Annotated in this window: 17 protein-coding genes; 9 read left to right on the plus strand and 8 right to left on the minus strand. The window is 69.4% G+C overall.

Annotated elements, in window-relative coordinates; translation table 11 throughout:
• Nucleotides 1-46: 46 nt before the first annotated feature.
• From hisG to metH, 6 genes are all read right to left on the minus strand, one after another.
• Nucleotides 47-898 carry an ATP phosphoribosyltransferase gene (gene hisG / locus J2X34_RS05620; RefSeq protein WP_114723083.1) on the minus strand — a complete coding sequence of 284 codons (852 nt, stop codon included), beginning with the start codon at nt 896-898 and terminating at the stop codon, nt 47-49.
• A gap of 94 nt (nt 899-992) precedes the next feature.
• On the minus strand, nt 993-1,274 hold the full coding sequence (locus J2X34_RS05625) for a phosphoribosyl-ATP diphosphatase (RefSeq protein ID WP_174910124.1): 282 nt from the start codon (nt 1,272-1,274) through the stop codon (nt 993-995).
• A gap of 21 nt (nt 1,275-1,295) precedes the next feature.
• Nucleotides 1,296-2,183, minus strand: a complete 888-nt coding sequence (locus tag J2X34_RS05630; protein ID WP_429516343.1) for a pseudouridine synthase — start codon at nt 2,181-2,183, stop codon at nt 1,296-1,298.
• Nucleotides 2,184-2,196: 13 nt separating this feature from the next.
• Nucleotides 2,197-3,048 (minus strand): rhodanese-related sulfurtransferase, encoded by an 852-nt coding sequence (locus tag J2X34_RS05635; protein WP_429516344.1) that lies wholly within the window; start codon nt 3,046-3,048, stop codon nt 2,197-2,199.
• A gap of 2 nt (nt 3,049-3,050) precedes the next feature.
• Nucleotides 3,051-3,749 carry an HAD family hydrolase gene (locus tag J2X34_RS05640; RefSeq protein WP_429516345.1) on the minus strand — a complete coding sequence of 233 codons (699 nt, stop codon included), beginning with the start codon at nt 3,747-3,749 and terminating at the stop codon, nt 3,051-3,053.
• Nucleotides 3,742-7,311: a methionine synthase gene (gene metH / locus J2X34_RS05645; protein WP_429516346.1), complete on the minus strand. Its 3,570-nt coding sequence runs from the start codon at nt 7,309-7,311 to the stop codon at nt 3,742-3,744. The genes J2X34_RS05640 and metH overlap by 8 nt, the downstream gene beginning before the upstream one ends.
• Before the next feature lie 51 nt (nt 7,312-7,362).
• Between metH and J2X34_RS05650 the strand changes: the two genes are divergently transcribed.
• The 9 genes from J2X34_RS05650 (at nt 7,363) to J2X34_RS05690 (ending at nt 21,904) form a co-directional block, all read left to right on the plus strand.
• A complete protein-coding gene (locus tag J2X34_RS05650) occupies nt 7,363-8,271 on the plus strand; it encodes a PAC2 family protein (RefSeq protein ID WP_114723077.1) in 909 nt (302 codons plus the stop codon).
• Nucleotides 8,268-9,419: an MFS transporter gene (locus J2X34_RS05655; RefSeq protein WP_114723076.1), complete on the plus strand. Its 1,152-nt coding sequence runs from the start codon at nt 8,268-8,270 to the stop codon at nt 9,417-9,419. Before J2X34_RS05650 ends, J2X34_RS05655 begins: the two co-directional genes overlap by 4 nt.
• 482 nt (nt 9,420-9,901) lie before the next feature.
• On the plus strand, nt 9,902-10,753 hold the full coding sequence (locus J2X34_RS05660) for a DUF1707 SHOCT-like domain-containing protein (RefSeq protein WP_114723075.1): 852 nt from the start codon (nt 9,902-9,904) through the stop codon (nt 10,751-10,753).
• 254 nt (nt 10,754-11,007) lie between these two features.
• Nucleotides 11,008-12,075 carry a hypothetical protein gene (locus J2X34_RS05665; RefSeq protein ID WP_114723074.1) on the plus strand — a complete coding sequence of 356 codons (1,068 nt, stop codon included), beginning with the start codon at nt 11,008-11,010 and terminating at the stop codon, nt 12,073-12,075.
• A gap of 113 nt (nt 12,076-12,188) precedes the next feature.
• On the plus strand, nt 12,189-13,637 hold the full coding sequence (locus J2X34_RS05670) for a TIGR02677 family protein (RefSeq protein ID WP_429516430.1): 1,449 nt from the start codon (nt 12,189-12,191) through the stop codon (nt 13,635-13,637).
• On the plus strand, nt 13,634-15,049 hold the full coding sequence (locus tag J2X34_RS05675) for a TIGR02678 family protein (protein ID WP_429516347.1): 1,416 nt from the start codon (nt 13,634-13,636) through the stop codon (nt 15,047-15,049). Before J2X34_RS05670 ends, J2X34_RS05675 begins: the two co-directional genes overlap by 4 nt.
• Nucleotides 15,050-15,062: 13 nt before the next feature.
• The gene (locus tag J2X34_RS05680; protein ID WP_429516348.1) at nt 15,063-19,235 is read left to right on the plus strand and encodes a TIGR02680 family protein; all 4,173 of its coding nucleotides are present in this window, start codon (nt 15,063-15,065) and stop codon (nt 19,233-19,235) included.
• A 390-nt stretch (nt 19,236-19,625) separates the two neighbouring features.
• A complete protein-coding gene (locus tag J2X34_RS05685; RefSeq protein WP_258558022.1) occupies nt 19,626-20,456 on the plus strand; it encodes a glycoside hydrolase family 19 protein in 831 nt (276 codons plus the stop codon).
• Nucleotides 20,457-20,647: 191 nt separating this feature from the next.
• Nucleotides 20,648-21,904: an Nramp family divalent metal transporter gene (locus tag J2X34_RS05690; RefSeq protein WP_114723069.1), complete on the plus strand. Its 1,257-nt coding sequence runs from the start codon at nt 20,648-20,650 to the stop codon at nt 21,902-21,904.
• A gap of 12 nt (nt 21,905-21,916) precedes the next feature.
• On the opposite strand, the gene J2X34_RS05695 is transcribed toward J2X34_RS05690, so the two are convergent.
• Both J2X34_RS05695 and J2X34_RS05700 read right to left on the minus strand, forming a co-directional pair.
• Nucleotides 21,917-22,885: an antibiotic biosynthesis monooxygenase gene (locus tag J2X34_RS05695; protein ID WP_429516349.1), complete on the minus strand. Its 969-nt coding sequence runs from the start codon at nt 22,883-22,885 to the stop codon at nt 21,917-21,919.
• A 12-nt stretch (nt 22,886-22,897) separates the two neighbouring features.
• Nucleotides 22,898-23,464 carry a nucleoside deaminase gene (locus tag J2X34_RS05700; protein ID WP_429516350.1) on the minus strand — a complete coding sequence of 189 codons (567 nt, stop codon included), beginning with the start codon at nt 23,462-23,464 and terminating at the stop codon, nt 22,898-22,900.
• Nucleotides 23,465-23,622 lie beyond the last annotated feature (158 nt).

Genomic DNA, 23,622 nt, shown 5'->3' on the forward strand with positions numbered 1-23,622 from the left:
TGGCTCCCGGAAACGGGGGCCACCGCCGTCGGCGTTCGGAGCAGCGTCAGAAGGCGCGGCAGGACCGGATGTCGGACGCCAGGATCGCCTTCGCGCCGAGGTCGGCCAGCTCGTCCATGACCGCATTGTGAACCTTGCGGGAGACCATCGCACGCACCGCCACCCAGTTCTCGTCGGCGAGCGGCGAGAGGGTCGGCGACTCGAGACCGGGAGTGACCTTGACCGCCTGCTCGAGCACAGCCTTGGGGCAGTCGTAGTCGAGCATCAGGTACTGCTGGGCGAACACGACGCCCTGCACGCGCGCGATCAGCTGGTTACGGGCCTTGTCGTTGCCGTCGGAGCCCTCACGTTCGATCAGGACACCCTCGGAGTCGCACAGCGACTCACCGAACGCGACCAGGTTGTGCTGGCGCAGGGTGCGGCCGGAGCCGACGACGTCGGCGATCGCATCGGCGACACCGAGCTGGATCGAGATCTCCACGGCGCCGTCGAGGCGGATGACGGTGGCGTCGAGGCCGCGGGCGGCGAGGTCGGAGCGCACCAGGTTCGGATACGACGTCGCGATCCGCAGTCCGGCGAGATCCTCAACGGCCCAGTCCTTTCCGGCCGGGGCGGCATAGCGGAAGCTGGAGCGGCCGAAGCCGAGCGCGAGCCGCTCGTGGACGGGTGCGCCCGAATCGAGTGCGAGGTCGCGGCCGGTGATGCCGAGATCGAGTTCACCGGATCCGACATAGATCGCGATGTCCTTGGGACGCAGGAAGAAGAACTCGACGTTGTTGGTGGGATCGAGGACCGTCAGGTCACGCGAATCGGTACGGCGACGGTATCCGGCCTCGGCCAGAATCTGGCTGGCGGATTCCGAGAGCGATCCCTTGTTGGGCACTGCTACGCGCAGCATGTGTGGTGGTCCTTCCGAGAGGATGGGTGCAAGGAGACGAGGCCGAATTCAGAGATGACGACGGCGAGCCGTCACAGATGACGACGGCGAGCCGTCACAGATGTCGGTACACGTCTTCGAGCTTCAGACCCTTGCCCACCATCAGGACCTGGACCCAGTAGAGAAGCTGGGAGATTTCTTCAGCGAGGGCTTCGTCGCTCTCGTGTTCGGCGGCGATCCAGACCTCGCCGGCCTCCTCGAGCACCTTCTTGCCCTGCGCATGGACACCAGCGTCCAGCGCAGCAACGGTGCCGGATCCCTCAGGGCGGGAGGCGGCGCGCTCGGTCAGCTCGGCGAACAGGGATTCGAAGGTCTTCACGGGTATCGATTGTCTCACGTGACATCGAACGCCCCGCACTCAGTACTCCAGCGTGCGCGGGCTCTCGAAACGTCTGGGCTCCCCGGTCAGCGGATCGTCGAACTCGAGGCGGCGCGCCAGCAACCGCAGGGGGTCGGTGAAGTCGTTCGGGTCGCGGCGCCGGAACTCGGGATAGAAGTTGTCGCCGACGATCGGAGCGCCCAGCGAGTTGAGGTGCAGGCGCAGTTGGTGGGTGCGGCCGGTGCGCGGCCGCAGCCGGTAGCGTGCGAGGGCGCCGCGACGCTCGCCCAACTCGATCAGTGTCTCGGAGTTGGGCTCCCCCGGCTCCTCGGACGCGGTGAGTTCGCCGTGCACCTTGCGGATTCGGCTGCGCACGGTGCGTGGGAACTCCCCGTCGGCGAGGGCGGGGGCGATGGCCTCGTACGTCTTGCGCACCCGCTGCTTCTCGAACATCTCCTGGTAGGGCCGGCGCAGCGCCGGATCGGCGGTGCACAGCAGGACACCCGCCGTCATCCGGTCCAGCCGGTGCACCGGCACCAGGTCGGGCAGCCCCAGGTCCCGGCGCAGCCGCACCACGACGGTCTCCCGGATGTGCGCGCCGCGCGGGATGGTCGCGAGGAAGTGCGGCTTGTCGACGACGACCAGCCCGGCGTCGCGGTGCAGGACGTCCACCGCGAATGGCACCGGGACCTCGGGCGCCGGCTCACGATAGAAGTACACGAACCGCGTCGGCTGGTACGGGGTCGTGTGGTCGACGACGCGCCCGTGCTCGTCCACCACCTCGCCCGCCCCGAGACGGGTGTCCCAGTCCTCGCCTGGATGCTGCCCGAGCAGGTAGTCGACGACCGTCACCGACGGCTGCCCGGCCGGCATGCGGATCCGGTCGGGTCCGAGACCGTCACGGATCGGGAGCGGCGCGCGTGCCATCGTCAGCGACGTCTCACGCGTCGGGAACGCACGTCTCGCAGACGAGCGTCAGCTGACGACCGTTGACGTCCGGGTGGTTGCGGAACCGCGACGTCGGTGCGTCGCAGACCGTGCACTTCCCGAGTGTCACAGCGCGATCGGTGAAGTCGAGGTTCATCCGCTTGTCGAAGACGTACAGCGATCCGTCCCATAGGCCCTCGTCGCCGTAGGCCTCGCCGTAGCGGACGATCCCGCCGTCGAGTTGGTAGACCTCCTCGAAGCCCCGGTTGCGCATCAGCGCCGACAGGACCTCGCAGCGCACGCCGCCCGTGCAGTACGTGACGACCGGCTTGGACTTGAGGTGGTCGTAACGCCCGCTGTCGAGTTCGGCGACGAAGTCGCGGGTGGTCGCGACGTCGGGAACCACCGCGTTGCGGAACCGCCCGATCTCCGCCTCGAACGCGTTGCGGCCGTCGAAGAAGACGACGTCCTCGCCGCGACTGCCGACCAACTCGTGCAGCTCGTTCGGCGACAGATGGGTACCGCCGCCCACGACACCGTCGGCGTCGACCTTCAGTTCGTCGGGCGCCCCGAAGGTGACGATCTCGGGTCGGACCTTCACCGACAGCCGCGGGAAGTCGTCACCGGTGCCGTCGGACCACTTGATGTCGGCGCCGGAGAAAGGCGCATACGACCGGGTGCCGCGCACGTACCGCTTGACGTCGGCGATGTCGCCGCCGACGGTGGCGTTGATCCCGTGCTCCGAGATGAGGATCCGGCCCGTGAGGTTGTTCGACGCGGCGAGCGTGTGCTGCCACAACCGAATCGCCTCCGGGTCGGCGAGCGGCGTGAACCGGTAGAACAGAACGATCTTCGGCGTCGCCACGGCTACCCGATCTCCTGCCGGTGCAGCGCGTGCAGGTCCGACTCGGTGAGCCCCTCGAGGGTGGTCCGGAAGATGCGCCGGGGCGATTCCGGGACCGTCGTGAGCGACGGGATCACCAGGACGGTGCAGCCGGCCGCGTCGGCGGCGGCGGCACCGGTGGGCGAATCCTCCACCGCGAGGCAGTCGGCGGGCTCGACACCCAGCAGCTCGGCCGCTCGCAGGTACGGCGCGGGGTCCGGCTTGCCGGCCGGCACCTCGTCGCCGCACACCGAGTGGTCGAAGTGCCCGCGGCCGAGGGTGTCGAGCGCGAACTCGCACAGTTCCCGGTCGGTGTTGGTGACCAGCGCCGACCCCAGCCCAGCCGACCGGACGGTGCGCAGCGCCTGCTGCGCACCGGGACGCCACGGCAGACCGGCAGCGAACAACTCGCCCATCCGGCTGTACAGCCATGCCTTGGCGTCGGCGAGCGCCTCCGGGTGCGGGTCGAGGTCGAGCGACGCGAACACCGTGGTGAGCGCGTTCAGGCTGGACGCCCCGATGGTCGCGAGCCGGGTCTCCTCCGACATCGGGCCACCGAGGTGCAGCGACAACTCCTTGACCCCGATGTCCCACAGGTTCTCGGACTCGAGCAGTGTGCCGTCCATGTCCCACAGGACCGCCCGCAGGGTCCCGACCGATACCGATCCTGACCGATCAAACATTGAAGTACTTGGCCTCCGGGTGGTGCAGCACGAACGCGTCGGTGGACTGCTCGGGATGCAGCTGGACCTCCTCGGACAGCTCGACGCCGATGCGCTCCGGCTCGAGCATCGCCACGAGCTTGCGGCGGTCCTCGAGGTCGGGGCAGGCGCCGTAGCCGAACGAGTAACGCGCGCCGCGGTATTCGAGCTTGAAGAAGTCCTCGACGTTCGACGGGTCCTGCTCGGCGATGTTGTGTCCGCCCGGCAGGATCAGCTCCTCGCGGACCCGGCGGTGCCAGTACTCGGCGAGCGCCTCGGTGAGCTGGACGCCGATGCCGTGCACCTCGAGGTAGTCGCGGTAGGCGTTGGCCGCGAACAACTCGTTCGCGAAGTCCGCGATGGGCTGGCCCATCGTCACCAGGTTCATCGGCAGCACGTCGACCTGCCCGTCCTTACGCGCGTCCTCACGCGAGCGCACGAAGTCGGCGATGCACAGGAACCGGTCGCGCTGCTGACGTGGGAACGTGAACCGGAAGCGTTCGGGTGCATCGGGGTCGGGCGACTCGAGCACGACCACGTCGTCGCCCTCGGAGACCGCCGGGAAGTACCCGTACACGACCGCGGCATGCGCGAGAACGCCCTCGGCGGTGAGCCGGTCCAGCCAGTAGCGAAGGCGCGGACGCCCCTCGGTCTCGACCAGCTCCTCGTAGGTCGGTCCGTCGCCGGCGCGCTGCCCGCGCAGACCCCACTGGCCGAGGAACAGTGCGCGCTCGTCGAGCAGTCCCGAGTACTCGGACAGCGAGATGCCCTTGACGATCCGGGTGCCCCAGAACGGCGGTACGGGGACCACGATGTCGTCGGCGACGTCGGAACGCTCCGGCACCTCCACCGGAGTCTCGGACGCCTTGCGCTTCTCCGCGATCCGCTTGGAACGCTCGTGGCGCTCCTTGCGCTCGGCCGCTTTCGCCTTGGCCGCCAACGCCTCCGGGCTGTCCGAGGCCGGGCCCTCGCCGCGCTTGACGGCCATGATCGTGTCCATCAGGTGCAGGCCCTCGAACGCGTCACGCGCGTACGACACCTCACCCTCGTACACCTCCGACAGGTCGTTCTCGACGTACGAGCGCGTCAGCGCCGCACCGCCCAGGAGCACCGGGAACTGCTCGGCGACGCCCCTGGTGTTGAGTTCCTCGAGGTTCTCCTTCATCACGACCGTCGACTTCACCAGCAGACCGGACATGCCGATGACGTCGGCGCGCTTGTCGAGGGCGACGTCGAGGATGGTCGCGATCGGCTGCTTGATGCCGATGTTGACGACCTCGTATCCGTTGTTGGACAGGATGATGTCGACGAGGTTCTTGCCGATGTCGTGGACGTCGCCCTTGACGGTGGCGAGCACGATCCGCCCCTTGCCGTCGTCGCCGGTGGACTCCATGTGCGGCTCGAGGTACGCGACGGCCGCCTTCATGACCTCGGCGGACTGCAGCACGAACGGCAGCTGCATCTGGCCGGAGCCGAACAACTCGCCGACGGTCTTCATACCCGAGAGCAGGGTCTCGTTGATGATCTCGAGCGGCGGACGCTCGGTCATCGCGGTGTCGAGGTCGGCCTCGAGGCCGTTGCGCTCACCGTCGACGATCCGACGCTCCAGGCGCTCGAACAGCGGCAGGGCCGCGAGTTCCTCGGCCCGCGACGCACGCGCCGACGCGGCCGAGACGCCCTCGAACAGCTCCATCAGCTTCTGCAGCGGGTCGTATCCCTCGCGGCGACGGTCGTAGACCAGGTCCAGTGCGGTCTCGCGCTGCTCCTCCGGGATCCGCGCCATCGGCAGGATCTTGGACGCGTGCACGATCGCGGTGTCGAGGCCGGCCTCGGTGCACTCGTGCAGGAACACCGAGTTGAGCACCTGGCGCGCGGCCGGATTGAGGCCGAACGAGATGTTGGAGATACCGAGCGTGAAGTGGACGTCGGGGTGCCGCCGCTTGATCTCGCGGATCGCCTCGATGGTCTCGATGCCGTCGCGGCGCACCTCCTCCTGACCGGTGGAGATCGGGAACGTCAGCGCGTCGATGATGATGTCCGACTCCGCCAGACCCCACGTCGTGGTGATGTCCTCGATGAGACGCTCGGCGATGCGGACCTTGTGCTCGGCGGTGCGGGCCTGACCCTCCTCGTCGATCGTCAGCGCGACGACGGCCGCGCCGTGCTCCTTGACGAGCCTCATGATCCGCTGGTAGCGCGAGTTCGGACCGTCGCCGTCCTCGTAGTTGACCGAGTTCACGGCACACCGGCCGCCGAGGTGTTCGAGTCCGGCCTGCAGGACGTTCGGCTCGGTGGAGTCCAGCATGATCGGCAGCGTCGACGCCGTCGCCAACCGGCTCGCGAGAGCGGACATGTCGGCGGCGCCGTCACGGCCCACGTAGTCGACGTTGAGGTCGAGCATGTGCGCGCCGTCGCGCGTCTGGTCCTTCGCGATGTCGAGGCACTTCTGGTAATCCTCGGCGATCATCGCCTCACGGAATGCCTTGGAGCCGTTGGAGTTGGTGCGCTCGCCGATCATCAGGATCGACGCATCCTGGTCGAACGGGACGGCCGCGTACAGCGACGACGTACCGTCCTCCGGCTGCGGACTGCGCTGTGCCTTCTCCACCAGACGGACCGCGTCGGCGACCTGACGGATGTGCTCGGGCGTCGTGCCGCAGCAGCCGCCGACGAACGACAGCCCGAACTCGCTGACGAACCCGGACAGCGCGACGGCCAGTTCCTCTGCCGTGAGTGGGTACTCGGCGCCGTTGGGGCCGAGCTGCGGCAGACCCGCGTTCGGCATCACCGACACCGGCAGCGTCGAGTGCCGCGACAGGTGGCGCAGGTGCTCGCTCATCTCGGCGGGGCCCGTCGCGCAGTTCAGACCGATCATGTCGATCCCGAGCGGCTCGAGCGCGGTCAGGGCCGCGCCGATCTCGCTGCCCAGCAGCATGGTGCCGGTGGTCTCGACGGTGACGTGGGTGATGATCGGGAGGCGGCGGCCGAGCTTCTCCATCGCATGTTGGCTGCCGATGATCGCGGCCTTCACCTGGAGCAGGTCCTGGCAGGTCTCGATCAGGATCGCGTCCGCGCCACCCTCGATCATGCCGAGCGCCGATTCGGCGTACGCGTCGCGCAGCACTGCGAACGGCGCGTGACCGAGGGTGGGCAGCTTGGTGCCCGGCCCCATGGAGCCGAGCACGAATCGGCCCATGCCGTCGCGGCCGGGCCCCATCTCGTCGGCCACTTCACGGGCGATGCGGGTGCCCCGCTCGGAGAGATCGCGAATGCGGTGGGAGATGTCGTAATCGGCGAGGTTCGGCAGATTGCAGCCGAAGGTGTTGGTTTCGACCGCGTCGGCGCCGGCTTCGAAGTACGCGCGATGGATGTCGCGCAGCACGTCGGGGCGAGTCTCGTTCAGAATCTCGTTGCAGCCCTCGAGGCCGAGGAAGTCGTCGAGAGTCAGATCCGCGGCCTGCAACATCGTGCCCATGGCGCCGTCGCCGATGACAACGCGCTGTTTCAGCGCATCAAGCAGGGCAGAGTGGAATGGTGCAGACATGCCGTCCAGAGTAGTGGGCGGCTCGACGGTGGCTGGTCGTAGGCTGGGTAGGTGAGTTCACCCGAGTTCCCCGACACCACCGAATCGGACGATACCGACGCGGACGTGCCGACCCTGCGCGATCCCGTGTTGATCGCCGCGTTCGAAGGCTGGAACGACGCAGGCGACGCCGCGAGCGGCGCCGTCGAGCATCTCGAGCTCACATGGGACGCCAAGCCGCTCGCCGAACTCGACTCCGAGGACTACTACGACTACCAGGTGAACCGGCCTATCATCCGGCAGGTCGACGGGGTCACCCGCGAGATCGTGTGGCCCACCACACAGTTGTCACTGTGCTCCCCTCCGGGCAGCGATCGGGACGTGGTGCTGCTGCGCGGCATCGAGCCGAACATGCGCTGGCGCAGCTTCTGCGACGAGTTGCTCGAGTTCGTCGACGAACTCGGCGTGCACACCGTCGTGATCCTGGGTGCGCTGCTCGCCGACACCCCGCACAGCAGGCCGGTTCCGGTGACGGGCACCGCGCACAGCGTGGAGGCCGCCGAGCACTTCAACCTGGAGCAGACCCGGTACGAGGGACCGACCGGCATCGCCGGGGTCCTGCAGGACGCGTGCGTCAAGGCCGGCGTCCCGGCCGTGTCGTTCTGGGCCGCGGTCCCCCACTACGTGTCCCAGCCGCCCAACCCCAAGGCCACCATCGCGCTGCTGCAGCGCGTCGAGGATGTCCTCGACATCGAGGTCCCGCTCGGTGACCTGCCGAACCAGGCGGAGGACTGGGAGGAGTCGATCTCCGAGATGACCCGCGACGACGAGGAGATCGCCGAGTACGTGCGCACCCTCGAGGAGCGCGGCGACGCGGAGACCAACATCTCCGACGCGATCTCGAAGATCGACGGCGACGCGCTGGCCGCGGAGTTCGAGAAGTACCTGCGCCGTCGCGGCCCCGGCCGCTTCGGGGCGTGACCGGGGAGACCGCCCAGGGATTTCGCACGCGGCTTCAGCTATCCGCGCTGTACGCCGGCGGATTCCTGGGCCCGTTCGGCGGTGGCGTCGTCACGTCGATGCTCCCGGAGATCGGCGACGACCTCGGCGTGGATGCGTCGGCCGCCGCGACGTCGTTGACGGCGTATCTGCTGCCGTTCGCTCTGGTCATGCTGGTTTCGGGCACCCTCGGCTCGCGTTGGGGCCGGATGCGCACCGTCCGCATCGCGTACGGGGTCTATCTCGCGGCATCGGTCGCGTGCTTCGCCGCACCCACGTTGGAGTTGTTCCTCGGCGCCCGCGTCCTGCAGGGCTGCGCCAACGCCTTCACCACGCCCCTGCTGCTGGCGACCCTGGCCGCGATGACACCGCAGAACAGACTCGGCCGCGCCCTCGGTGCATTCGGGGCACTCCAGGCCGCCGGGCAGACGAGCGCACCGCTGATCGGTGGTCTCGCCGCGGAAGCGAACTGGCGCCTGGCCTTCCTCGCGATCGCGGTCGTCGCCGGACTGCTCGGCGCGCTCGGCCTGCCCGACGCCGCCCGGAACATCCCGGCCGACACCGGCGCCCGCCTGCGCGATGCACTGCGCCCGGAGGTGCTGCGCGTCGGCGTCGTCGCGCTCCTCGGGTGGGGAGCGCTCGGCGGTCTGGGGTTCCTCCTGGCATTCCGGGCCGAGGACGTATTCGGCATGAGCCCGGCCGTCCGGGGCCTGCTTCTGACCGGGTTCGGTGTCGCCGGGATCCTGACGGCCCGTCCCGTCGGATTGCTGATCGACCGCATCGGGGCCCGCCGGACGGTCGTCGTCGGCGCCCTCGCCGGCGCCGCATTGGTCGCGACTGCCGGCACCGTCGGCCTGGCGGCCGTCGCCGCCGTCGCGTGGTTCTTCGCGGGCATCGCATCGCAGTTCCTGCTGGTCGGCGTCAACGCCGCCGTCCTCGGTTCCCAGGGCGGGAACCGCGGCGGTGCGGTTTCGGTGGTGCAGTCGCTGCGGTTCTCGGGTGCCGCCCTCGCACCGCTCGCGCTCACGCCCCTGTACGCGGTCCACCCGAGCGCGAGTTTCCTGCTCCCGGCACTCCTGTTGGCCGTCCTGCCGCCCCTGTTGATGCCGCGGACGCCGAGGAGCGACTGACCCCGTCCACCCGCGCTCCCCGTCGTTGATGGCGTGCTCCCAAGTCGGCGTCGATCGCGAAGGACGCGCACACGGGTACGGGTTCCGAAATCCCCACGATTCCGTCCTTCACCGACTTCTACGCCCGGGACCCGCGCTGGGCGCGGCCCCACACACCGGCGGCTGCCGTCCGCCAACCAAACAGCCGTGCCTCACCGAAACCATCTCCGCAGCTGCGTCTTTCGTAAACGAAACGCGGCGGTTCGAGTGCTAGCGCCGCCCCACGGCCGGGCCGCCCCCTTCGCTCGGCGCGTCCCGGCCGTCGTGACATTCGGGGCCACTCCCCTGGGCTGCTGGACCGCGCCTCCTGTTTCGTGACGGATCTCAGCCGAATGCGAACCGCCGAGAGGACCACGCCCGCACCAATGTTCGAGTGCGGCGAAGGATCGTTCGACGACGTTGCAGGGGCGCCGCACCGTCACAGCACCCAGTAGAGTCTGGGCGTGCCCGACGCGAGATCTGCCAAGACCCGAGCGCGGGACATCGACCGCGCGCAGACCTGCAGCTTGCTCGACGCCGCATACGCCGACGGTCAGCTCAGCGCCGAGGAGCACGAGTCCCGCACCGCGACGGCGATGCACGCGACGACTCTCGGCGCCCTGAGCGCGCTGACCAAGGACCTGCAAATCCCCGATCATCTCCTCGATGCCGCGACCGCATCCGAGGACCCGGCCGGCCACCCTCACCGCCGTCGCCGCGGCCTTGTTGTCGCTGTGACAGCCGTTGTCGCGATGATCGTGGCTGCCCTCGCCCGCGTGTTGTTCGCTGGGGGCACCGACGCCATCGGCGCCGACACCGCATCTCCCGTGTCGAGCACATCCGACCCGAACCGGGCCGAGCCGATCGACACGCTCACCGCCGACGGCATGCGCGAGTTCCTGCGCCGGTTCGAGCTGAAGTTCGGTGACCTGACCGCCGACGATGTCGATCTGTACAGCAAAGACGCTGTGGTCGCGAGGATGACCCCCCGACAGCCGACCAGCTTGCAGAGGTGGATGTTCACCGGCACCGCCGGGTTCGAGCCGTGGACCCCGCCCTCGATCCGGGATCAGGACCAGGAGACGGTCGATCTCGCTCAGCTCGACGTCGACCGCATCGGCGATCTCATCGAAAACGCCACCAGTCTCGTCCGCCTGCCCAGCGGCCACATCGATCGCGTCGCGATCCGCGCCGACCACTCCCGGCCGGGCGTCACCGAGCCTCGCGTCACGGTGTACGTCGTGGACACCGACGTCGCCAAAGGGAACGTGACAGCGACACTCGCCGGCGAGGTCGTCGACGTCCAGACCGCCTGACAGCCGGGATCGCGTGGCGGGACGTTCCCAGGGATCTCGGTCCCTGGCAGACGATCCCGCAGCGCGGCCGCCTACAGCGTGGCAGGCCGCGGTGGCCGCCCGGGCGTGATCCTCCAGCGGACCGGCACGACCGAGCCCGTGCACTTTCGGATTTTCCCTCGATTCCGTCCCGCACCGATCTCTGTCGCGACACGCGCCCCCGATTCCGCTTTTCTTCCGGTTCCGTTGTGCACAGAGTGACTACTGTTGCGGATGTGACCCTGACGGACGTTGCACCGAACCCGCGGCCCGAACGCAGCATCGACATCTATCGGCGCGCCCTGTCCTGGCTGGAGGCGCAACTCCCCCACGGGTGGACGGTGTCGGCGGACCGCCCCCGCTCCCCCGCCGCACCGAATCGACTGCTGATCACGGCACCGGACGGCGAATCCGTGTCCTACGCGATCACTGCATCCAAGGGCGTCCTGAGCGGTGATGTCGCCCGGATCGCGGCCGAACTCTCCGAGAGCGACCGCGGATTCGTCTGCGCGCACTACCTCTCCGAACCGGTGCGCCGCCAGCTGGACGGCCACGGTCTGTCGTACGCGGACGCCACCGGGAACCTGAACCTGGTCGCGGACCGGCCGGCGATCTGGGTCCGGAACCGCGGCGCCGACGCCGATCCGTGGCGCGGGCCCGGCCGTCCGTCCGGGGTCCTCACCGGCGAGCCGTCCGAGCGGGTGGTTCGAGCGCTCGCCGATCACGTCGGGGAGATCTCGGTGCCCGAACTGATCAAGCTCTCCGGAGCGTCGACGGGGGCGGCCTACCGGGTGGTCGAGGTCCTCTTCGAACGGGAACTGCTCACCCGTCTGCCCCGAGGCCCCATCACCGACGTTCGCTGGCCGCACATGCTCCGCGCGTGGGCCGCCGACCGCAAACCCTGCGCCACCCGAAGTTTCGCCGCCCCGAACGGGCTCGACGAACTACGCGCGCGGCTCGCGTCGGGTAACGGCGACCCTGCCTATGCGGTGACGGGGATCGGCGCCACCGACTATGCGTCGGCATCGGTGCTCGAGCTCTACGCCGACGACGTCGACGCCTTCGCGGCCGCGCTGGACCTGCGCCCGATCACCGGCGGGGCCGACGTCGTGGTCGCGACGCCGTGGTCGGCAGCGGTTTTCGAGCGGATGCAGTATCGCGACGGGCTGCGCTGCGTCGCGCCGAGCCACGCGTACGCCGACTTGGTGGCGGGCCCGTTCCGTCATCCCGACGCCGCGGAGTACCAGCTGACCGCGCTCACCGCGGACGAATCCTGGCGCCGGCCCGTGGGGCGCGGCCGGTGACCGGGGCGGTGTGTTCGCTCGCGACCCGAACGACGCCCTAGGCTGTCACGGTGAGCGATTCAGGTGACCCTCGCACGTCCTCCGGCGGTGATTTCGCCGTGCGCGAGGACCGGCTGCGGCTGTTCTCCTTCACGACCGCGGAGAAACGCGCCGAGTACCTGTGGGTGCTCCGCGCCTTCGACCACGCGCGTGCCAACTACGTCGTCCTGTTGCACGCCGGTGAGGTCGCGGAGATCCTGGGTCGGATCTCCGGCGACGACCCGGCCGCAGCGCTGACATCCACCGAGATCACCCCGCTGCTGGAGCAATTGCACACGTGGGGCGTGCTCGAACGCAGCTACGACGGCAGTCGCGCCTCAACTCTCGCGGAGTACCGGAACCGTCATTTCGTGTACCAGTTCAGTCAGGCCGGCTACCTGGCCTTCCGCGCCGTCGAGGATCTGCTCGGTGCCCGGCTCGAGGATGCGACGCTGTCTCGACTGGCACTGCCGGATCTGCTCGCCGATCTCGACGAGCTCGCCGAAGCCAACCGTCGCGGCGACGGGGATCTCATCTACCGCAAGCTCGCCCGGCTGGACTCCACGCTAACCGACATGGCGGCGCGGGCGGCGCAGTTCTATCTCATGCTCGGCGACCTGGTGCGCACCACCGAGATCACGCCCGAGGCGTTCCTGGCACACAAGGACGCCCTGTTGAGCCACATGCGCGAGTTCAGCTCCGACCTGGCGCGGTACGCACCGAAGCTGCGCGCGGCCATCGAGGCGGTCGAGGCCACCGGCATCGCGTCCCTCATCGCGCGGGCGGCGGCCAGCGACGATCGCGTCTTCCTCTCCCGCGAGGAACGCGAATCCGATTGGAACGCACGCTGGTCGGGCCTGGCCCAGTGGTTCGTCGGGGTGTCGGGTCCCAGCGAGTCGGATCGTCTGAGGGAGGGGACGATGAGCGCGATCGCCGCGGTGTTGTCGCTGTTGCGCCGGGTCACGGAGACCCGCCGGGGCGGCGTGAGCCGCGAGAGTCAGCTGCGGCACCTCGCCGGGTGGTTCGCTGCCACTCCCGACGAGGATTCGGCGCACGCCCTGTTCCAGCTCGTCTTCGACCTCGGACGCCCGCGGCACCTGTCGATGGTGCATCCGGATGCCGACATCATTCCCGACTCGCGATCGTGGTGGGACGCGACGCCCGTAGAGATCTCGCGCACGCTCGCCGAGACCGGTCGCGCCGCGCAGCCGGGCATGCCGTCGCGGGTCCAGCGCAACGAGGGCAGCATCCGACGACTTCGCGAGGAACAGTTGGCAGCTCAGCGTGCCCGCGCCGTCGCGGCGTCGTCGCTGGCCGCGTCCGGAGCCTACGACCGGGTCCTCGACGCCGACGAGACCGACGTGCTGCTGAGCCTGCTCAATGCCGCGCTCACCGCGCGAGTGCCGGTCAGTGGCACCGTGCCCAGCTCGACGGGGTCGGAGAACGGTGTCCGGCTCACGCTGCGCCCGCACGGCGAGACGACGGTGGTGCAGACCGTCCGTGGCCGGCTGCATCTCGACGGACTGCAGGTGAGCGTGCAGTGAGGTCTCGTTCCGTCTCGCCGCTGGACCTCGACTCGTACCAGCGGGCCGCCCGGGTGATCCTGTCGAATCACCTGGTGACGCAGACGTATCCCGACCGACTCGCGCTGCCGCTGCTGCGGCGGTGGGCCACCGAACTGCGCGACGACCTGCTCGACCTGTTCGGATATCGGCTCGAGGTCACCGAGACCACCGCCCGCCTGTTCACCGTCGCGGACCGACTCGAATCGGGAATCCCGGCACGCACCGCCAACGACCGGACGTTCGACCGGCACCGCTACGCCTACCTCGCCTTGGTACTCGCGGCGCTCGGCCGGGCCGGCAACCAGATCACCCTGTCGGAGTTGGCCGACCACGTCGCCGCCGAGGCCGCGCAGGTGCCCGGCGTGACGCTGTCCACCGACCGGGCCGCCGACCGCGACGCGTTCGTCGATGCCGTCGGCTGGCTCGCGGCCCGCGGCGCGATCGTCCTCGCCGACGGCGACGCCGGCGGCTGGGCGTCCAATCCCGATGCGGGCGAGGCTCTCTACGACATCGACCGGTCGGTCGTCGTCGCCTTGTTCCGTCCGCCCCGCGCACTCCAGCACCTGACCTCGGTCCGGACGTTGCTCTCGGGTGAGAAGGCACCGCAGGACGACGACCTGATCGGCCTGCGCACCGGAGATCCCCGCGAGACCGCACGGCGGATGCGACGGGCCCTCGTCGAGCGGCCGGTGGTGTACGCGGACGAACTGACCGACGACGAGCGACTGCAGCTCGCGCTGCCCCGCACCGCCGCCGATGTCGAGGAGCTGACCGGACTGGTCGCCGAACGCCGGGCCGAGGGGATCGCGATGATCGACCCGTCGGGCCGCATGTCCGACATCCGGTTCCCGAGCACCGGCACCGTCTCCCAGGTCGCGCTGCTGCTCGCCGGCGAGATGGCCGATCGGGTCCTCGACCTCGACGCGCCCGGTCTCCCGCGCCGCCCGCTGCCCGAGTCGAACCAGCGCGAGGTGATCGCCCGACTCGACGCGGCCATTCCGAGCGCGGGAATCTTCGAGGAGCTCGCCGAGCACATCGATCCTGCCGACCACGACGACGACACCGACGAGGGCGATCGACCCGAGCCGGCGTTGTACTCGATGCTGGACGACGCCTGGATCGCGGCGGCCGTCGACGAGTTGGTGCTGCGCTTCGGGCGCACCTTCGCGGCGCAGTGGCAGGCCGATCGGCAAGGATTGAAGCGCAATGCGATCGCACTGCTCCATCGCCTGCAGTTGATCCGGGTGGTCGACGGTGGTGTCCTGGTGCTGCCGACGATCGCGCGGTTCCGCGGCGTCGTGGTCAGCATCCGGGACCGCACCGCCCAGTCCGAGCTGTTCGACGATCCCGTTCCCAGCGAATCCCACGAGAACGCACCCGTAGAGAAGTAGAGGCATCTTTCGCATGGCACACGCGCGCTTCAAGCCGACCCGCGCCGGGATCGTCAACCTGTGGGACTACCGCGACCAGGAGTTCTCGTTCGCGGACGGGCGTCTCGTCCTGCGTGGACCCAACGGTTCGGGCAAGACCAAGGCGCTCGAGGTGCTGTTCCCGTTCGTCTTCGACGGCCGCATCGAGCCGCGCCGCCTGAACCCGTTCGCGGGTGAGGAACGCACGATGAAGTCGAACCTGCTGTATCGAGGCCAGGATTCGGCGCATTCGTACGTGTGGATGGAGTTCGCGCGCGGCTCGCAGGACGACCCGGAGGCCGTCACGGTCGGAATCGGAATGCGCGCGAGCCGCCAGAACGACAAGGTCACCCGCTGGTACTTCGTCGCGGAAGGCCGCGTCGGCGTCGACTTCTCCCTCCTCGGTAGCGACGACCGGCCGCTGACCAAGAAGCAGCTCGCGGAGCAGCTCGGCAGCGACGCCATCACCGACCGTCCTGTCGACTACCGGGCCGCCATCGACGCCCGGCTGTTCGGGCTGGGCACCGAACGCTACGACCAGCTCATCAACCTCATCCTGACCCTGCGCCGCCCGCAGCTGGCCAAGAACCTCGACCCGAAGGGGCTGTCGCAGGCACTCACCGACGGCCTGCGCCCCCTCGACGAGCAGCTGGTGCTCGAGGCGGCGCGTTCCTTCAGCGACATGGAGGAGGTGAGCCGCGCGCTCGAGGGTCTCGCCGCCGCCGACCAGGCCGCGCACAGCTTCGTGACGGTGTACTCGAAGTACCTGAGCCAGCAGGCCCGTACCGACGTCGAACAGGTCTCCCGGCGCATCGAGTCGGTGGAACGAGCGAAGACCGTGCTGGACGAGGCCGTCGCACTGCAGACGTCCCGGCAGGAGGAGCGGCTGCTCGCCGAGGGTCGGTTCACCGCCGCCGAGCGCGCCCTCGAACAGGGCCGCGCCGACCTCGAGACGCTGCAGCGGTCCGGGGCCTACGAGGGCAAGCAGCAGCTCGACGACCTGGCTGCCGCCGTCGCACAGCTCAAGTTGTCCACCGAGCAGCAGGCCGACAAGGCACGCCGGGCGCAGGCGACGCTCGAGCAGCGCACGGACGAGGCCACGCGGGCATCGGATTCGGTGAAGCGGGCGACTGCCGAGCTGGTGCGCGCCGAGGAGCAGCTGGCCGAGGCCGCCGAGCAGGCCGGCATCGTCTGGAGCCCGCTGCCCGACGGGGCGCGGTCCGACCAGATCACTACCGCGGTCCGTGGACACGCCGAGGAACGCGACGGCGACGTCCGCGCGGTCCGGGCGGCGCTCGCCACGGTCGACAAGGCCGGCACCGAACGAGCGCGGGCCGATCGCGCCGCCGACAAGGGCCGCGAACTGCTCGAGGCGGCGCAGGCCGCGGTCGCCGAGGCCGAGGCCACGGTCGCGTTGGCGCGGGCCGATTGCGCCGCCGCGCTGCGGGCCTGGTGGACCGAGCACTCGGCGGAGTACGCCTCGATCGGGGTGACCGCCGACGTGTTCTCCGCACTGGACACCGCGCTGTCGCTGGCCGGCGAGGACGACTCCCCCAGCCTCACCACGGTGCTGCACGAGCGGACGCAGTCCGCCCTCGACGACCAGCGCGCGCGGCGGCGGCACGCCGTGTCCGAGCAGGCCGCGGCCACCGAACGGATCGCCGCGCTGCGCGCCGACCGCGATCGCGTCGCGGCCGAGAAGGACGATGCCCCTGCGCGATTCGCGTTCCGTACCGGCGATCGGAGCGAGCTGTCCGGGGCCCCGCTGTGGCGGCTGGTGCGCTTCGCGGACGGCGTCGAGCCCGCGGTGGCCGCGGGCGTCGAATCCGCGCTGGCCGCCGCGAACCTGCTCGACGGCTGGGTGTCGGCCGGAGACGGTGCGCAGCCGGACGCCGAATCCGAGCAGTTCCTGATGCCACTGCCCGAGGCCCTGCGGCCGCAGGGCCCGACCCTGGCCGACGTCCTCGAGGTGGAACCCGATGCCGGGGTCCCGGAGGCGGTGGTGCAGGCGATCATCGAGTCCATCGCGCTCGACACCGCCGGCGCCGCGAGCGCCGGCGCCGTCGGAGTAGGGGTGGACGGCCGGTTCTGGCAGGGCGTGCAACGCGGCCGCCACGTCAAGGCCGACGCCGAGTACATCGGCACGACCGCACGGAAGCGGCGCCGGGCACAGCGGATCGAGGAGATCGCACAGGAGATCACCGAAACCGAGGCACGGCGCGACACCGCCCACGCCGAGGAGTCCGAGACGACCGCGCTGCTCGACCGGATCTCGACCGCCGGAAAGTCGCTTCCCCGCACGTCCGGCGTCCTCGCCGCGATCAAGAAGCTCACCGAAGCCGCCGGCGCGCTCCGCAGCCGGTCCGAGTCCACCGCGAGCGCCGGCGACGAACTCGATCACGCGATCGCGGACCATACCGCCAAGGACAAGGAGCTCCGCGCGGTCGCCGTCGCACATCGCATGTCGCACCAGGCGCGCGACATCGACGCCGTGGCGGCCTCGATCCGGCACTTCGAGAGTCGGGGCGAGCAGCTGCTGCGCTGCCGTCGCGAGCAGGAGAAGGAGCTCGAACTCCACCGGGAGGCCGTCTACCGGCTCGAGGAGGCCCGCGGTAACACCGAGGAGTTCGTCGAGGAGGCTGCAGTCGCGGAGGAAAACTACGCGCAGCAGATCTCCCGTCTCGAGACGCTCCGGGAAGCCCTGGGCTCGAGTGCCGAGCAGATCGATGCCGACCTCGAGCAGGTTCGCGCCCGAATCGAGGTCTGCAAGACCGAGCAGCGATCCGCACGCAAGGCCTACGACGCGGCCGTCGAGCAGATCGGCAAGGCCGAGGGCGCCCACAGCGCCGCGATCGAGGCGCTGCGCAGCGCGCTGACCGAGACGCGCACCGATGTCGACCGCCTCGCACCCTATGCGCGACGCGATCTACTCGATCTTCTCGGCGTCGAGGGCTCGCACTCGTGGCCCCAGAGCAGCGCCGCGTGGCTCACAGCCGACCAGCTGGTGTACCGGATCGCGACGGAGGGCGACGTGGAATCGCCGATCCTGCCGCCCGAGGTGGACGCGCTGTACCGCGCGATGGATGCGGCGACCGCCTCGGTGAAGACCAGCGAGAACGCCAAGAAGGCCACCCGCTCGGCGCTCACCGCGGCGCTGCAGGACTTCGACGCCCAGCTCGCGGCGGCCGGACAGGACTATCGCCTGCAGTGGGACGCACCGGACGGTCTGACGGTGGTCCGCGTGCAGGACGACCAGGGCTACTCGTCGATCGGCGAGTTCGCGACCCGGATCGCCGCGGCCCGCCAGGACCAGGAGGTACTGCTCACGGACTCCGAGCGCCGCATCCTCGAGGACGCTCTGCTCACCGGACTGGCACAGCAGATCCACGAGCGCACCGCCGACGCCCGCGACCTGATCGCCCAGATGGGCGCGGAGATGCGCGAGCGGCGCATGTCGTCGGGCAGCACGATCGGCGTGCACTGGGTCCTTGCCGACAACCTCGACGACAGCTCGCGAGCCGTGTCCAAGCTCCTCGACCGGGCCCCGTCGGCCCTGAGTGCCGACGAACTGGCGACCGTCCGGGCGCACTTCGCAGCTCAGGTGCGGATCGCCCGCGCCGCCCATCCCGAGCGGTCGTACCCGGAGATCCTCGCCTCCGCGCTCGACTACCGACGGTGGCGGGTGTTCTCCTTCACACTGATCGGCAGCGACGGCAGCGAGGACCGCCTCACCGTCGCCCGGCACAGCGCACTGTCCGGCGGTGAACAGTCGGTGTCGCTGCACCTGCCGCTGTTCGCCGCGGCACACGTGATGCTCTCGTCGGCCGATCCGCACTCACCGCGCCTGCTCGGCCTGGACGAGGCGTTCGCCGGTGTCGACGACAACGGCCGCAGCGAACTGCTGGGGCTGAGCGTCCAGTTCGACCTGGACCTGTTCATGACCGGATACGACCTGTGGATCACCTACGGCGGTGTGCCGGGGTGCGCACACTACGACCTGGCGCACTCGACCGCCGAGCAGAGCGTCAGCGCCGCGCTGCTGGTGTGGTCCGGCGGCAAACTGCTGGCCGAGCACGACGGCAGCGATCTGGCCCGGGCACTGGGGTCACCGATGCGGCGACGCGTCCCGGCCACCGCGGAGGGCGGCCTCGAATTCGCCGAGGTCTAGTCGGGCGAATGCGGCTCACCGGGCGGGGAGAAGACGAATCCGACCGGTGGCCGTCATCGTCGAATGAACCCTTTACCAGCGAATTATCGGCATGTCCCGAACCGACACGCCGATCGTTTTGTGATCTGCGCCACAATCCGAGCCCAGAGTGACCCTTGCCTCTATGACTTGAACATTCCGTGTAACGGCCTGTTATCTGGTTGTGACATTGCCGTGACCACCGAGTGATCTTCGGTCTCGATCTCGTAGACCATTGCCGATTCTACCGGTGCTCACGCCCGACGTGGCTGCCCCGTTGCAGCCCCAAGCCGGAGCAGAGCCTTGCACACCTCCCCTGAATGCACTTCTGAAAGCACGCCCGACCAGACGACGTCCACCCCGCGTAGCCTTATGTCACGAGTCCGCATCGCCGGTCTCGCCACCGCGACCGTCGCCGGACTGTGTGTCGGCAACCTCGCGATCGGACCCATCGCATCCAGCTCAGCAGAGACCCTGCCGACACCGGCCGCAGCGGTGCAGTTCCTCGACACGACCAACCTGCGGAAGGCGCTCGACCTTCCCGAATCGACCTCCGCGGCGGCCCCCGTCGCCCAGGCCCGTGTCATGCCGACCCTCGGGTCGGCCGATCCGGCCGCGCCGCCTGCACCGGCGGCCGCGCCGGTCGCCCCCCCGGTCGCACCGGCGGCACCCAGCCCCGCATCGGTCACCCTCGACGAGCTCGTGAGCATCGTTCCGCAGGTGGCGCCCGACCAGCTCGCACAGTACGTCGCGCCGCTCAACGAGGCGCTCGCCAAGGCTGGGATCGACACCCCCGTCCGCAAGGCCGCCTTCATTGCCCAGCTCGTCGTCGAGTCCGACTCCTTCCGTACGTTCGAGGAGTACGCCTCGGGCCGCGCCTACGAGGGCCGTGCAGACCTGGGCAACTTCGCGCCCGGCGACGGCGAGCGGTACAAGGGTCGCGGCGCGATCCAGGTGACCGGCCGGCACAACTACCAGAGCGTCAGCGACTACCTCGGCATCGACTTCGTCGCACACCCCGAGCTGATGGCAACGCCGGAGAACGCGTTCGAGACCGCCGCGTGGTACTGGCAGTCCCGCAACCTCAACGCCACGGCGGACACCGCCGGCATCGAGCAGGTCTCGCGGGTCGTCAACGGCGGAACCCACGGCCTGCCGCAGCGCATCGACAGTTTCATGCGGGGACTCGCCGTCCTCCACTGACCCACCCCTGAACGAAGCCCTCTTCCGACTACGGACGGGGGCTTCGTTCGTTCCGTGAGCAGGCGCTCCGCCCCTGGGTGCGTAACACCCTCGCTTGAAAGTTCGGTCAACCGAACTCTATAGTGCGTATACGCGAACCGACGTGGTCGGTGCTCGCGGAATGCCCCGGAGAATTCAGCGAGCGGAGTCCAGTGAGCACCGAGACCGACGCACCCGCCGCACGGCGACGCAAGGGCGGCAGTCTCCGCTCCGCCGCCCTGCTCGGGCCGGCATTCGTCGCCGCCATCGCCTACGTCGACCCCGGCAACGTCGCGGCGAACCTCACCGCGGGCGCGAAGTACGGCTACCTGCTGATCTGGGTGCTGGTCCTAGCGAACGCCATGGCCGTGCTGATCCAGTACCTGTCGGCCAAGCTGGGCCTGGTGACCGGACGGTCGCTGCCCGAGATGCTGGGCCAGCGCCTCCGCAAGGGCAACCGCCGGGCCTTCTGGCTGCAGGCCGAGGTGATGGCGGCGGCCACCGACCTCGCCGAGGTCATCGGCGGCGCCATCGCCCTTCATCTCCTGTTCGGCCTGCCCCTGTTCGTCGGCGGTCTCGTCACCGGCGTGGTCTCGATGGTCATCCTGTCCATCCAGTCCCGCCGTGGACAACGCACGTTCGAATTCGTGGTCATGGGCCTGCTCGCGATCATCACAATCGGGTTCCTCACGGGCCTCGCGTTCACCGATGTCTCGGGCAAGGAAGCCGTCGCCGGACTCGTCCCCCGATTCGAGGGCGCCGAGACCGTCCTCCTCGCGGCGAGCATGCTCGGTGCGACGGTCATGCCGCACGCCATCTACCTGCACTCCGCGCTGGCCCGAGATCGCCACGGCGCAGCCGGACACGGGCCCCGTCTGCGTCGACTGCTGCGTGTGACCCGCTGGGATGTCTCCGGCGCCCTCATCATCGCGGGCGGCGTCAACATCGGCATGCTGCTGCTCGCCGCGTCCGCCCTGCGTGGCGTCCCCGACACCGACAGCATCGAGGGTGCTCACGCCGCGATCCAGGCGGCGCTGGGCCCCGGTGTCGCGGTGGTGTTCGCGATCGGACTGCTCGCCTCCGGTCTCGCCTCGACCTCGGTGGGGTGCGCCGCCGGATCCGAGATCATGCACGGACTGCTGCACGTGCGGATCCCCGTCCTCACCCGCCGGGTCGTGACGCTCATCCCCGCACTGATCGTGCTCGGGATCGGGGTCGATCCCACGTACGCACTCGTCATCAGTCAAGTCGTGCTGAGCCTGTGCATCCCGTTCGCGCTGGTGCCTCTGGTGCGGATGACGTCGGATCCCGAACTCATGGGGCCCGAACGCAACGCGTCGGCGACGACCGCACTCGCCTGGGTGTCCGCGGGTCTGATCATCGCCCTCAACGTGGCCCTGCTGTGGCTCACCGTCACCGGATCCGGCTAGGCCGCGGGCCGCTCACGGCAGCGCCCACACCACCGTGGTCAGGAGCCAGAACACCGCGGCCGCAAGGGTGAGGAAAGCCACCGACAACACGAGGCCGAGAGTGTCGACCCGCCGGTCGGTGTGGTCGCCGGGTTCGAGCCAGAAGTGCAGCGCGCGCGTGACGATCGGCATCACGACCCACGTGAGCAGGCCCACCGACGCGATGTTGCCGATCAGCAGGCTCAACCACAGCGGCGCCGCGGGCCACACCTCGTCGATCGTGATCGTCAGCACCACGACCAGCGGATAGAGACCGACGAGCACCGACATCGCGGTCTTCCAGGACGGCACGGGCGCGACTGCGCCACCGGGAGACGGGAACCACGACCCATACGGGTTCGGAATGGATCGCAGGCTGAAGTCCCGGAACTCTCGCCCCTCCGCGAGCAGCGCGGCCCGCTCCGGCGACCCGAGCCAACGGTCCAGGTCGGTCTGCGAGTCGAACGTGAACAGGATCGTCCATTCGTCCTGGACACCCGGGATCGGCGCATGCAGTTCGGAGCCCCGGAACCCCGGGAAGCGCTTCTCGGCCTCGGTGATTCGCCGCTGCCACGACAGGAACTCCTGCTCTCGACCGGGCACCGGCGGATGTGCCACGACGACGGTCACCGTCTCCCGAGCCTCGTCGTCGACGAGCACGTGTTGGGTGGGCTCCCGCTCGAACAGCGGGCCGGCGCGGGAGACGAGGTCGCGGCGGTGTTCGCTGCGCAGCCAACGTTGCAGATTGGCCACCGAGTCGAACCGGTAGACGACCGACCACTCGTGCCCACCGTCCGCGGGCCGGGTGATCTCCGTCCCGAGGAATCCGTCGAATCCTGCTGCCGCCGTGTCGACTTCGTGCTGCCAGCGCCGAAAGTCCGGCTCGCGGCCGGACCGGAGCACGTGGGTGACCACCACGGTCGCCGGGGCGCGACGTGGCGATCCGGCATCCGAGGCGACCATCGCGGTGACGGCTCAGTAGGGGTGCTTGTCGGACTTCTCGGACCACACCGCGTACGCGGCCGCCCCCAGATCCTGACGCACCTGTTCCATCTTGATGGATCGCTCCCCGTACGGACGGGTGAAATCGTCGTACTGGAACGCATCGTCGAACCCGATGGCGGTGGTCGCGGCCAGGTCGCTCGCGAAGTACATCGCGTCCAGGCGGGACCAGTAGATCGCGCTCATGCATATCGGGCACGGAGCGCCGCTGGTGTAGATCTCCATCCCCATCAGCATCCGAGCGCGCTCGGGAACGCGATCCGGTGAGCCCTCGGGGCGCGGAACCAGTTTCAGCGTCGACTGGTCGAGATGCTCGGCCGCGATGCTCGGGGCCTCGGCATTGAGCACCAGGACCGCCTTGCGGATCGCCTCGATCTCCCCGTGCGCGGTGACGTCACCGGTCAACAGCACCCGGTTCTGACCGCGCGCCACGATCTCACCGTCCCGGGAGATCACCGCGCCGAAGGGGCCACCCCAGTTGTTCGTCACCGACTCGATCGCGAGCCGGCATGCCTCGTTCATGAGTTCGTCTGGTGTCATGGCCGTTTCGCCTCCGGAGCGTCGCAGTGCCCCTTCCCACAATTTACCGAGCCGGTGAGCCTCACCACACGACTTCGGCGCCGATCAGGGACGCGACCTGCCCAAATGCGCCGTTCCCGGCACCGCCTCGCGACCGCCGACAACCTGACACCGCAGCG

The organism is Rhodococcus sp. BE178, assembly GCF_050433545.1.
Classification (GTDB): Bacteria; Actinomycetota; Actinomycetes; order Mycobacteriales; family Mycobacteriaceae; genus Prescottella.